This window comes from Serratia sp. 2723, from assembly GCF_050434425.1.
In the GTDB taxonomy this organism is placed as follows: Bacteria; Pseudomonadota; Gammaproteobacteria; order Enterobacterales; family Enterobacteriaceae; genus Chania.
This window is the reverse complement of record NZ_JBNDIN010000002.1, coordinates 238,028-251,628: the sequence shown is the minus strand read 5'-3', so window position 1 is coordinate 251,628 and position 13,601 is coordinate 238,028. Positions and strand designations below refer to the sequence as shown.

Here is a 13,601-nt window from a genome sequence, read left to right as displayed (position 1 = left end):
ATCAAATATCGAATGGGTTACATCATGTCTGACCTGGAACAACTGCAACAAAAATTGGCCAGTGCGTTGACAGAAAACGAGTTTTTACTGGACTCGCGGACGGTAGGCGATCTGCTAACGAATGTGGCGGAATATAGCCGACACGTACCGTTTGCAGGCCATGCCGATGCTTTCTGGGAATCCTTCTGGATGGCGAATGACACCACACCAGCCGCACTGGGTAACATTTACCACAATCCGGCACTTGCTGCTAAAACATTGCCGGTACAACAGGCTTTTTTGCTGGCACTGCTGCGGATTTTTGAGACACCTAAGGCCTTATTGAATACGCTGCCCGCACGCCATCGGTCACTTTACTATCGCGATTTATTGGGTTTTACCCCCAGGGAGAATCAGCCGGATAGCGTTGCGGTGAGTTTTACGCTACAGAAAAACACCCCCTTTTATCACTTACCCGCTGGTAGCCTGTTAGATGCCGGGCAGGATAGTGCTGGCAATAACGTGACTTACCAGACCGATGCCAGCCTGCTGGTAACCGGGCAAGAATTGAAGCAACTATGCTGGACCAGGAAAGACGCAGAAGAGGCGTGGCAATTTTGTACGGCGCTGGATCTGGATAATGATATCGCGTTGCCGGATGAGGGGATTCGGTTGTTCGCAGAGACGCAAAATGAAACGCCGTGGACAACAAAAATGCGTCTCGACACACCGCTGGCATCATTGCACGGTGAGAAAACGGTCACAGTGAACTGGGAAGCGGAAAATGCCCATTCATCCGCTATACCGGAGGTAGTCTGGCATGGCGGCGATCGGCATTTTGTGCTTCGTGCCGACAAGCTCAGCCCGCATCAGCATCTTTTTCGGCTTCCTGCTCATGTCTCGGTGGATGCAAAAGCACACCTTACGGCGGAGAAATGCGCTTCACTGGCATTACACTATCCCGTAGGGCAGCCCGTAGCATGGCCCGCCACCTTAAGTATGGCACTCAATAATTGTCAGGAGATCGGCTACCTTGCGCAAGGCGGGCATGGGCATCTGAATGCCTTTAGCTATCCGTTTGGCACGTCACCGCGTTCAGGTTATGCCTTTGAGCTTAGGCTACCCGCTTTAATGTTGCAGGTGGGGGGGGAGTTGACCATTGAACCTCAATGGAGCTCTCTGCCACAGGAGAATTTCGCTCAATGGTATGCGAATTATCCTGTTCCTCCAGCCGGAAATGAGGCATTTAAAGTACAGCTATATCTGACAACGCCGAAAGGGTGCTCCCCCTTGGGTGAGGAGCAAGCGCTATTTTGTGGAGAAGACGCTCCGCAAATGTTACCACTTAACGTCATGCTGCCTGCGGATAGCACGTTGCCTCTGGATGCGGAAGTTACCGTCAGTGTGGTGCTAAGCGGTACGGACTTTTTCCACGCCAATTGGCAGCAAAACCCTGCCGCTAAAAATGCCCCGTGGACGCCTCAGGTGAGCCGTATTGACACGCGTTTTCAACAGCCTTTATCCCTGCCTGTCCTGGAGGCACCTGCGGATAAGGAGACGAAAACACAGATATTATATCTCGGGTTCAGTGGCGTTACTGCACAGGAAACCCTGTCGGTTTACTGGTCTCTTCGTGCTTCCTCAGTGCTTGAACTCTCATGGCAGTACTACAAAACAGGTGGTAAGTGGGCAGCGTTAGACGCGGTAGTGCAAGACGACACCGCAGGGTTATCCGTCAGTAACCTGTGGCGGGCAACGTTACCGGATGATATTCAGTTGGGAGGGGACGACCTGACACCAGCGTACTACTGGATAAAGGCGATACCGACGGTTGGCGAGACGTTCTCAGCCGATGATATGCCCAAATTACAGGGCATTATGGCCAATGCGATGACCGCCACCCTGAATAATATTGCGGAAGTTGATGATCAACATTTTACCCAACCGTTGCCTGCCGACACCATCAGCCAGTTAGTCTCTCCGGTTGCGGCCATCAGTCGCGTTAGCCAGCCTTTACTCTCTACGGGAGGCCGCGCACGGGAAACGGAGAAGGCGTTGACTGAACGCGCAACCACGCGGATCGCCCACCGACAGCGTGCGATCACCTGGGGCAATATGCGCAGTTTATTAATGGAACAGTATCCACAGATTTTTGATGTGCGCTTTCCCGATGTGGAGAAACTGAATCATATTCCGGCGCTTGAGGTTCAACCGTTGATGGTGATCCCTGACAGCCGTTATTGCGATAACGATGACGTGTTGCGTCCGGTGCTGAGTAGCGGGCGCCTGGCGATGATGACGCAGTGGCTGAGTCAGTACATCTCCCCGTGGGCCGAACCACAGCTGCTCAACCCAACCTATATCGAGGTGACGGCTCACTATCAGGTTGTTTTTATGTCGGGGATTCACCCTGACTATGGTTATCGCCAACTGGAAACGCAATTACGACAACAATATATGCCGTGGGGTGACGATCGGCGTCTGGCGGTCACGCCGGGGAATCAGGTGGATTACTATCAGCTGCTCGCCACGCTGCAACAGTCGCCGCTGGTTCAGCGTGTGGTCGCGCTGACGCTGAGCCGCAGCAAGGACGAGGAAACGCAGCAAACCATCATCGCCAAAGACAACGAAGTCCTTATTTTGTACTCAAACACCTCCCTCTCGACAGGAGAAGCACATGTCTAAAGAAAACGCCTTGTTCCCGGTGGTGAAAGACGCGATTGCGTTTGAGGCCCTTTGGCAACAAGCCGCCGAAAAGGTGAAAACACTCAGTGGGGATGTCTGGACAGATACCGGTGAGCACGATCCCGGCGTGACCTTGCTACAGTCTGTCACCTGGAACTGCTCTGATCTCAGTTACCGCACTGCGTTGCCACTACACGATCTGCTCACGGCTAAAGGGCAGGAGACGCTATTTCCGGCAGAGTTCGGTCCTGACCGTGTGCTCACCTGTAATGCGGTAACGGCGGAAGATTATCGCCGCGCATTGCTGGATTTGCACAGCAGTGACACCAAACTTGCGACTACGGAGCGGGATTTTTTATTCAGCGATGTGCGTCTGATCAAAGAGCCCGAAGAGAGTCGCTTCCACTGGTGGTACAACGCCGAACGGCGAGAATACTGTTTCAGTGATCCAACAAGTTCAAAGGACAAGAAAAAAATAACCCTGCGTGGGAACATCTGGTTATCGGTGATTCCGACCCGCTTTACCCAGTCGTTATCGGCGAAGGAACAGACGGTCGTCGCGCAATATTTGACCGACTTTCTGGTGGGGCACCGTAATCTGGGCGAAAGAATTTCGCGGATTACCTGGCTGAAACCGGTTACGTTTAGCCCGAGCCTCACGATTGAACTGACCGAGAACGTGAGTGATATCAACCAGGTTGCGGCACAAATTTATCAGACCACTGAAGCGTTTCTACAGCTAACGACCACGCGTTATACCACGGAACAGCGGCGTGCACTTGGTGATGCCGATGAGGTGATTTTTGAGGGGCCGCTGCTGCGACATGGCTGGCAGCAAACGATGCCATCACTGATATGCCCAGAGGGAATTACCATCAACCTCAGCCCATTGGTGAACCAGTTGTTGGCTATCCCTGGAGTGGCCAGCCTCGATCAATTGTCGGTTGACTCTCTGCCTGAGCACATTACGGCGATTAAAGCGGATCGCTGGTCATGGCAGGTTGCCAGTGGTTATTTTCCCTTGTTGTGGGGGGACGATCCGTTGACACTGCTGGCAAGTGAAAACAGCCCGCTAGTGTTGATTGCCAAAGGCGGTATTTATAGCCAGCCGACCCGACAGGGAATGGCGAATTATCTGACGGTACCAGAACTGATTCAGACGGAGCCGACGGTGCTACCCGTCGGGCGCTTACGTGATCTGACCACCTATATTCCGGTGGGGCAGCGCCTGCCTGAATGCTATTTGCTACAACAGCCGGATGCGGTGATTGACGATTCGACGCGCGCACTGCATCAGTTTTTGCTCTCTGCTGACCAGTTGCTGGCTGACGGCAGCGCAGAACTGGCGTTGTTGCCGGAGCTGCTGGCATTTAAACAGCGTGGCAATGCCATTCGCGGCACCCGTTGGCCCTATACCAATACCTCGGTACAGCAGGATGTCCATCAATCCTATGCCGAGACGTTGACTGAGGTGCAGCAACGGGATGCGGCGATCTTTACGGATAATGGCCGTACGCTAAATCAGGCTAATTTTGCCCGTGAACTGAATTTTCTGGACTATTTGCTGGGTTATTTTGGTACCCACCGTGCGGCGTTGCCGCTGACGCTGGATATGTCTGACTTTCTTGCTACCCAGCGTGCGTATTTGGCACAACAGCCCGATCTTGGCTATGACCGGGTTAATATCCGTATTGACCAGGTCTCTGCGTTGCAAAAGCGTATTGCGGCCCGTATCGGTTTAGACAGTAGCTGCTTTGCCGATGATCCGGATCTCAGCCACCTGCCATTTTATTTGATTGAGCATCGTCAACTGCTACCGCTGACACCGGACAGCAGCTTTAATAGCGAGCAAACGCCGACGGATTTCACCGTGGCTGGGTCTCTGATTAGCCTGACACAGGCCGGGATCGCGGGCAAAATTGTCCAGGGGCAACTCATTGATTTGATTTTGGTTGATGGGGGAAATCGACATCATATCAGTCGCTTACTGGTGACCATCACCGAGGGAGAGCGTTTTACGTTAAGCGTCGATAACAGCCAGCAATTGAAGAATAATCTGCAACGCCTGCAGGATGCCTGGAAGGCGGGTAATTTACGCTGGCAGAACAGCAACGTCTGGCTGCAAGATATGGACTATCGGCTCAATTATGCCGCCGCTGCGCAGCAGCCGACCAATCAGCAGCAGCGTTTGTTGGCAAGCAACGCGCAAACGCCGTACCCCAGCATGGTCAGCGTCGGCGATGCGATAATGCTCAGTCTTACCGGCCTTCAGTTTTCCAGGTCAGATGACAGCAAAGCGCATCGGTCTGTGGCAGATGGCGAATGGCAGCTTGAGGCGACCATTAAAGCCGTCGATCCGGTCACGGGTACTCTGCTTATTGAAAAGGCAGCCGATAGTACGGAAGATTTTCCGACCGCAGAGGAAAGCTTTCGCTACCAGTGGAATTTCAGCCATGCCAACTATGCCACCACCGACCGTTTCTCATTTGTGGTGAGTGCCGTGCATAACCGCCGCTTAATCGAAAACAAAAATATTGTGCCCGATAAGCTGATAGCCTGGATGCAGGAAACCATCATGGCGGAGTTCCCAGCTCACATATCGCTGATTAACCACTGGTTAGATGACGCGGCGTTTAAAAACTTTGGTGCCACTTATAAGCGCTGGCAAAATAATGGCATCCCGCTGGGTGATGATGCCTTTGCCATTATGCAAATGCTGACCTTAGGCCACCTGCCGGTCACACAACTGGATATTGGTTTGATGCGTATTGCCACCGAAGCACAGCGCACTCAGGTTATCGGCAGTGACGGCAGCGAGTGGCATTCCGATATTATTCTCAGTGAAGAGCTTTTTTATTTACCGCAGGAGATACCGTCTGATAGTTAACTGTTTTCTTTTGTGCTTATCATTTGTTTTACCTACATGCGCGGTGATTTTTTCCACGCATGAAATACGGTGATGTATCTCTTGTTATTAAATGCACTTAGAGTCTTCCCCACCAGGTGGGATAGACTCTTAATTCGTGAAAATAAATCCACCAGGATAATGAATGACAGGTGTAATACATGTCGATTAATTTTTTAATTAACCTCCATTTATAATAACCGCTCAGGATATTTTTATGACTATCGATAAAAAAGAATTACGTGATGCCCAGGAAGGACCGACAGCCGAAGAATTAAAGGAACGATTCAAGGCGGGAAGTATTCCCTTGCAAACTGATTTTTCGAATTTAATTGATGTGGCCGATCATGGCCGTAAGGCGGTAGGGAAATCAGCAGGGCAGACTGGCCCTGCTGAGGGTTTTACTCTCTCAGAGACGGGCCGTTTGGAATTAAAGTTAAACGCGGACGGGGGGATAAAAGCCGATGCTAATGGCATTGGGGTCAAAGCAGGAAAGGGAATTAAGGTTGATAAGAGTGGCGTATCGCTGCCGTTGGGGTGGGGGTTGAGGCATGGTGGTTTGGGACTGGATGTTAATCCCCGGGTAAATGGTGGATTAGGCACATCAAGTGAAGGCATCTGGGTTATCCCCGGTAATGGCCTTCAGGTAAATGAAAGTGGTGTTGGCATTATACCTGAGCAAACCTTCCAAAAAGGCATGGTGATGATGTTTGCCGGCACAGAGGCTGAAATGCCGAAGGGGTGGGCATTATGTGATGGTAAAGACGGGCGGCCGGATTTACAGGACAGGTTTGTGCTGGGTTCTGCGGGTTTTGCCAATATCAATAAAACCAATGGCAAGAAGGTAACAGGGGGGAATGAAGACAAGCAGTTTACTGTTACATCTGAAGCACAAGCGACAAATATTAGCGTTACGGTAGAAAATACCACTCTTGGAATAGAACATATCCCTGCTCATACTCATAGTGCTATAGATTATAATGTTCTTAGTTCGGGTTATTCATGTATCTGTTTATATGATATGGCTCCACAGATTAATTATCCGCATTATAAAGAACCCGTACATGGAAGGGTAACTGGGAATACTGGTGGTGGACAAGGACATAGTCATCAAACGAAAATAAGTGAAACGCCGCATAAACACGATATTAATATCAGGCCACCATATTATACTCTTGCTTTTATTATTAAAACTTGATTTCTGACTCCACACTGCTTGAGATGATGTTTTTATATTTTTAATTATTGTGAATGAAATTTTTCTGGAGGTTAAAATGACTATCGATAAAAAAGGATTACGTGATACCCAGGAAGAGGCGACCGCCGAAGAATTAAAAGACCGATTCAAGGCGGGAAGTATTCCCTTGCAAACCGATTTTGCGAATTTAATTGATATGGCCGAGCATGGCCGTAAGGCGGTAGGGAGATCAGCAGGGCAGACTGGCCCTGCTGAGGGTTTTACACTCTCAGAGACGGGGCGTTTGGAATTAAAGTTAAACGCGGATGGGGGGATAAAAGTCGATGCTAATGGCATTGGGGTCAAAGCAGGAAAGGGAATTAAGGTTGATAATAGTGGCGTATCGCTGCCGTTGGGGTGGGGGTTGAGATTTGGTGATGGTTTGGATGTTAAGGCCAAAGAAAAAGGTGGGGTAGGCGTAGGAAGTGATGGCGTTTGGGTTATCGCCGGTAATGGCCTTCAGGTAAATGAAAGTGGTGTTGGCATTATACCTGAGCAAACCTTCCAAAAAGGCATGGTGATGATGTTTGCCGGCACAGAGGCTGAAATGCCGAAGGGGTGGGCATTATGTGATGGTAAAGACGGGCGGCCGGATTTACAGGACAGGTTTGTGCTGGGTTCTGCGGGTTTTGCCAATATCAATAAAACCAATAACAAGAAGGTAACTGGGGGGAATGAAGACAAGCAGTTTACTGTTACATCTGAAGCACAAGCGATAAATATTAGCGTTACGGTAGAAAATACCACTCTTGGAATAGAACATATCCCTGCTCATACTCATAGTGCTATAGATTATAATGTTCTTAGTTCGGGTTATTCATGTATCTGTTTATATGATATGGCTCCACAGATTAATTATCCGCATTATAAAGAACCCGTATCTGGAAGGGTAACTGGAAATACTGGTGGTGGACAAGGACACAGTCATCAAACGAAAATAAGTGAAACGCCGCATAAACACGATGTTAATATCAGGCCACCATATTATACTCTTGCTTTTATTATTAAGACTTGATTTCTGACTCCACGCTGCTTGAGATGATGTTTTTATATTTTTAATTATTGTGAATGAAATTTTTCTGGAGGTTAAATGATTGTCTATAAAAAATGATCACGTAATACCCAGGAAGGGGTGACCGCAGAAGAATTAAAAGACCGATTCAAGGTGGGAAGTATTCCCTTGCAAACTGATTTTTCGAATTTAATTGATGTGGCCGAGCATGGCCGTAAGGCGGTAGGGAAATCAGCAGGGCAGACTGGCCCTGCTGAGGGTTTCACACTCTCAGAGACGGGACGTTTGGAATTAAAGTTAAACGCGGGTGGGGGCATTAAGGTTGATAAGGACGGTATTGGTCTGAAACCAGAACAAACCTTCCCAAAAGGCATGGTAATGATGTTTGCTGGCACAGAGACTGAAATGCCAGCGGGGTGGGCATTATGTGATGGCCAAGAGGGCTGACCGGATTTATGCGACAGGTTTGTACTGGGGGGCGCCGCATTTAGCGATGTCAATAAAACCAATAACCAGCAGGTGACAGGGAGTCATGCAGATAAGCAATTTAGTGTTAAATCCAATGCGCAAACACCCAACATTAGCGTGGCGGTGAATGAACATGCCTTATCTTTAGCACAAATTCCGGCGCATAACCACTTCGATGGGATGCGATGCGTTCGAGTTATTATTATGAGGTTGTAGATTATGGTGTATCTAAAACAGAAGAATACGGTTATAAACTTTCAAATAAATCACCCGATGAGGGTTACCATTTTGCCAATATTGAAACTTTAAAAAAATGAATTAATTTTCAGGAACTCAGCTTTATACTTCTACAGAGGGGAATTAAAAAGCGCATAAGCATGACGCCAATGCGACACAAGATGCTCATCAGCATAATATAAATGCCATTCCTCCCTATTATATACTGGCGTTTATTATTAAGCTGTAATTACAAGGATTTGCGTGTATATCGGCTGGACTTTATTGGTCTTTTTTAGCGTAAACTATAAAGGATAGGTTTATGATACCCGTCAATATCAATAAGATGATATGTAATATCAGATCGCCACGCAAAAATGTGGGGAAGGAAATATTGTCATCATCCGTACTAAATGCCGGAAGTATTAAAAATACGCTAAGGCAGGTGATGCAAGAAATAACATTTTTGGACGAAATAAGCAGGGATAAAGGGGTGATTAATCTGGGGGCGATTCCGGCTAACCAGTTCGACACGTTATTTATCCCGCGACTGGCGCAGGCGTTTGCCGACTATCTTGCTGGTGAACAGACATCTGCCGACTCTCAGCCTGCTGTCAGCAGGCTGGAGCCCGACTCGGCGGGAGAACTTAGCGTGCTTAATCATGAAGGCGAGAGCCTGTATCAGCTGGCGGTGGGCTGTTTGCAGCCCGGCATTTTGCAGCAACGGCTACGGAATACCCCGTCGGAGCGGCTTCAACAGTGGCTTAAGCTATTGTTGAAGCCCCCCCGGCAACACCTGCCGGTAACCTGGTTCAGCCGGGTGACGGCCAGCCGGTTGTCGATGGCTGCCGTGTGGTACTTGCTGAATAGCCAACAGGGGCTGGTCTGGCTGAGTCTTCAGATGCCCACTGCCAGCCAGGTGACAGCCTGGAGCGAAGCGATTGCTCAGGGCGAAATCCCGCCCGAACAGGTAGTGCAGTTCCTGACCGGCGGTCGGCTTTCTGGCAATGTACAGCCTGTACATCCGCCGTTGGTGGCGATGCGCTGGTTACTGCCCTTATGGCAACAAAGCGCGGTGCGTCGTGCTATTCGAAAACGGAAAGGGGCAGAGTATGAACAGCAGATTGCTGTTTATTTGCACCGTTGTTTACAGCCGCTGGGCAAAGATGCGCGGCGGGAAAGTAATGGAACTAACGGTTCTGTTTCTCCGGGCCAGCACATCAGCAATGCCGGGCTGCTGCTGCTCTGGCCTTTGCTGTCTCAGCTCTTTGCGCAGCTTGGATTCTGTGAAGAGCAGCAGTTTATCAGTGATAGCACACGCTGGCAGGCACTGTATTGCCTGGACTGGCTGGTATGGGGCAACCTTGATTCAGACGAAGATCGGTTAATTCTAAATCAGCTACTTTGCGGCATTTCATTGGCTACCCCGCTACCTGCACCAGCGTACCTGAGCGAACCGCAGCAGCAGCAGATTGATCGCTGGTTAACCGCTATCGGTCAGCAACTCCACGGCTGGCAAGCATTGAGCCTGACGGATATCCGCCAGTTGTTTTTACAGCGTGCGGGAGAAATCAGCACAGAAGGGGCTCTCCCTCAGATTCTCGTAAAATCGGAACCCTATGACTATTTACTCAGAAACTGGCCGTGGCCGATGACGTTAGCGTCATTCCCCTGGTCTGAACAACCTCTGACCGTGGTATGGCCAATCAATAGCCTGACAGGATAAGCGATGACTTTATCAATTGATTACGCGGCTGTGTCGCCGCAATACGAAGAACACGAAGATAACGATTTTTGTCGCTGTCTTGAGCGTATTGACCTGCGGTTTCAGCAGGAATATTTACAGCAGCGGGGAGAACTTCCGGCCAGTCTGCATCCTTATTTTTTGCCCGAAGTCAAGATTACGCAACGGCTCCGTTTCCCGTATGGCAGACCCGCCTGGTCAGAGATGCCGGAAGGGCGCCTGCCAGGCTGCGATGAGGCGCTGACCCAGCGTTTGCAGATGCTGATGACGGCGTTCGATTTAACGTCTCTTGAGCGTGACATCCTGTTGGCCGCTTTGCTGCCGAGGTTGAGTGACCACTATGCACTGCTGCCCGAAAGTGGATTTGCAGACGGGGTGAGCCAGCCGTTGCTGGGCCGTCTTTTTTCGACCTCGCAACTGGAGTATCGGTTCTTGCTGTCAGCGCTGCATCCTGCTTCGAGACTGTTTCAGTTTCAGCTGTTATCAGAGGGAAAACTGGGACTAAACGGGAAATCATCGCCAATTTATACCGTCAACGAATCTGTATGGCACTTTTTCTGCGGTAACGGCTCGTCGGTGATGTATCGTCATCCGTATGTCCGGCGTGCAGAAACGGATAATTTGGCATGGTATCCGGCCTCCTTCGGTGAAAAAATTTCCAGTTTGTGTCTGCACCCTGATGGCGACACGTTGCCGGTGGTGATGCTGGAGGGGCAGGAGCTGGGCGGTCGCAAACAAGCGCTGGCCAACATTCTGGCTGATGATAACCGCCCGGTGTTGTGCGTTGATGCAGAAAGCCTGCTTAGCCAGCCTGACGTGCAGCAGCAAAACAGCATGATCGGGATTATCCGTGATGCTCTGCTCGATAATGCGGCACTAGTGCTGGAGAAAGGGGGGGAACTGGCGACGGAAAAAAACGCGGTGATTGGCGTATTGGACAGATTGTTGCCGTTGGTCCGGCTACCGGTTTTTGTTTTACACGATGCCAGCGCAAGCGCACCGGTATTTTCCCATTTGGCTAGTGTGCATCTTTCCATGCCACAGATCACGACCTCTGAAAGGATGTCGATGCTACAGATGGCCTGGCCTGGCGATCTTGATGCGGATGATAAGTCAGCATTGCAGAATCTGGTTGCTCGCTATGCCTTCGATCCTGCCGATCTTTCGCTGTTGATGCGGGAGGCGGATTATTACCGCCAGATTAGGGAGCAAAACGCCCCGTTCAGCGTGGGAGATCTGCAGCAGACGCTGGCACGCCGCTCGCGTAAAAACTTTGGCAAACTGGCGCAGCGTATTACCCCGGTTCGTACGTTCGACGATATTGTTCTTTCCACTGTGCTAAAAAAACAGCTGGGCGAATTGCTAGCGACTATTCGGTTGCGGGAAAGCGTGACGGAAAAACATTTTGGCCACAAAACTGGCGGGAAAACCGGGCTCAGTGCGCTGTTTTATGGTGACTCTGGTACAGGGAAAACGCTGGCGGCAGAAGTGTTGGCTCATCATCTTGGCGTGGATTTAATCAAGGTGGATCTCTCCGCCGTGGTGAATAAATACATTGGTGAAACCGAGAAGAACCTGTCGCGTATTTTTGATCTGGCGCAGGCAGACAGCGGCGTGCTGTTCTTTGATGAGGCGGATGCGCTGTTTGGTAAGCGCAGTGAAACCAAAGATTCAAAGGACCGCCACGCCAATATTGAAGTGTCCTATCTGCTACAGCGGCTGGAAAGTTATCCCGGCCTGGTCATCCTGGCCACTAATAACCGTAGCCATCTCGACAGCGCTTTTAACCGGCGCTTCACCTTTATCACGCGTTTTACTTATCCGGACGTCGAACTGCGGACGCAGATGTGGCAGTCAATATGGCCGTCAACGTTGACACTGGCGGAAGATGTGGACTTCGCCGCACTGGCAGCTGGCAGCGAACTGACCGGGGCGAATATCCGCAATGTTGCACTACTGGCCGCTGTGCTGGCGGCAGAAGAAGGCAGTGGCAAGATACGGCTGCATCACATTGAGCGTGCCGTCAGCCGTGAACTCGGCAAGCTGGGCCGCCTGCCACGCTGATTTATCCTATTTTCTCTTTGTGTATCGTGAGGTTTTTATGAGTTCTATCACTACATCTGCCAATGCGATTGTGCAAGTCAATAAGGCGTTGCAAACCATTCTGCAACAGTATCTCAACCCTGAAGAGTCAGCAGGCGTTGATATCCGTTTTGATCTGCCGGAGCTGGGCAGTATGCAGCCATCCCCGACGGTCAGTGTATTTCTTTATGACGTACATGAGGATTTACAACTGCGGCAGAGTGAACCCGCCAGACTGAATGCCAGCGCTGGCCACCTGCGTGCAGGTTGGATTAATCTGAGCTGTAATTATCTCATTACCTACTGGGAGGCCCAGAGTGCCGGCAGTGACGGTAACGGACCAGATAGCCGCCCGGATAATCAGGCCATCCAGGTTATGACCCGGACGTTGCAAGCGCTGCTCAATAACCGTGAGCTCAGCGGTATTGCCGGGGCTTACACGCGGATTATTCCACCACAGGAAAATTTAAACAGCCTGGGTAACTTTTGGCAGGCGCTGGGTAATCGGCCACGCCTTTCGCTGATGTATTCGGTCACGGTTCCGATTCTGTTGGATAACAGCGTGCCGCAGACGTTGGTGAAAACGGTCAGCAGCGAATTTATTCAGACGGCAGCGGTGGATAACAAAGCGCTTAACCGGCAATTATGGCAAACGTTGTGCAAACAGATGGGCGTGGGCGCACAAGAAAAGCTGGCGCGGGTGGTGCTGGAATGCCTGCCGGCAGCAGGTGCTGAGGATCAGCATACTGCGGTGACCATTAATATGACGGTAGCCGGTATAGTCGATAAAACGTATCAGGCGTCTCTGGAGACTCATTTAAGCCAGTGGCGTGAGGGGAAAGATGCTGTGAGCGAAATAAATGGACGGGACATTTATGTTGAAAATATTGACTCTGAGGCGCTGGTGTTTATTTAAATCTGCCCGTCAGGCAGTAAGCTGTCGGCATACGAGCTTCTCATCCGAACGTTGACGGGTGACCGATTCTCTCAATAAAACCCGGTATGTTGATCAATATATTACGCTGAAGTCACTTTCCTATCGTGGCTTCATTTTATTTTCGCGTTAAATTTGTCTGGATGCTGCAGAGGACGGATTGAGCAGCATAACCTGGGATACCGCCAGACAAGTTTAGGAAGACGAACTGCTGTCGTTATTAACATCATCGGAGATAAGGCCCGGGCTATGACATACTGCCGATTAAATGAGATTATTACTCATTTTTTGCTACCCGGACTCGTTAGGGTATGTGATGTAATAAAGTAAGGCCTCCAA

Annotated in this window: 8 protein-coding genes; all 8 read left to right on the top strand. The window is 50.2% G+C overall.

Annotation, left to right across the window (positions count from 1 at the left end; all coding sequences use genetic code 11):
• The first annotated feature begins 24 nt into the window (after positions 1-24).
• The 8 genes from ABIE29_RS03840 to ABIE29_RS03805 all read left to right on the top strand — a co-directional run bounded on the left by ABIE29_RS03840 (position 25) and on the right by ABIE29_RS03805 (position 13,244).
• Positions 25-2,664 carry a hypothetical protein gene (locus ABIE29_RS03840; protein WP_429616913.1) on the top strand — a complete coding sequence of 880 codons (2,640 nt, stop codon included), beginning with the start codon at positions 25-27 and terminating at the stop codon, positions 2,662-2,664.
• Positions 2,657-5,551: a hypothetical protein gene (locus ABIE29_RS03835; RefSeq protein WP_429616912.1), complete on the top strand. Its 2,895-nt coding sequence runs from the start codon at positions 2,657-2,659 to the stop codon at positions 5,549-5,551. Before ABIE29_RS03840 ends, ABIE29_RS03835 begins: the two co-directional genes overlap by 8 nt.
• A gap of 235 nt (positions 5,552-5,786) precedes the next feature.
• Complete coding sequence (locus tag ABIE29_RS03830) at positions 5,787-6,767, top strand: hypothetical protein (protein WP_429616911.1); 981 nt, start codon at positions 5,787-5,789, stop codon at positions 6,765-6,767.
• 76 nt (positions 6,768-6,843) lie between these two features.
• Positions 6,844-7,821, top strand: a complete 978-nt coding sequence (locus ABIE29_RS03825) for a hypothetical protein (protein WP_429616910.1) — start codon at positions 6,844-6,846, stop codon at positions 7,819-7,821.
• A 117-nt stretch (positions 7,822-7,938) separates the two neighbouring features.
• Positions 7,939-8,265 (top strand): hypothetical protein, encoded by a 327-nt coding sequence (locus ABIE29_RS03820; RefSeq protein ID WP_429616909.1) that lies wholly within the window; start codon positions 7,939-7,941, stop codon positions 8,263-8,265.
• Positions 8,266-8,824: 559 nt separating this feature from the next.
• On the top strand, positions 8,825-10,228 hold the full coding sequence (locus ABIE29_RS03815; RefSeq protein WP_429616908.1) for a contractile injection system tape measure protein: 1,404 nt from the start codon (positions 8,825-8,827) through the stop codon (positions 10,226-10,228).
• 3 nt (positions 10,229-10,231) lie between these two features.
• Positions 10,232-12,310, top strand: coding sequence for an ATP-binding protein (locus tag ABIE29_RS03810; RefSeq protein ID WP_429616907.1), 2,079 nt, complete (start codon positions 10,232-10,234; stop codon positions 12,308-12,310).
• Positions 12,311-12,347: 37 nt separating this feature from the next.
• Positions 12,348-13,244 carry a DUF4255 domain-containing protein gene (locus tag ABIE29_RS03805; RefSeq protein ID WP_429616906.1) on the top strand — a complete coding sequence of 299 codons (897 nt, stop codon included), beginning with the start codon at positions 12,348-12,350 and terminating at the stop codon, positions 13,242-13,244.
• The last annotated feature ends 357 nt before the right edge of the window (positions 13,245-13,601 follow it).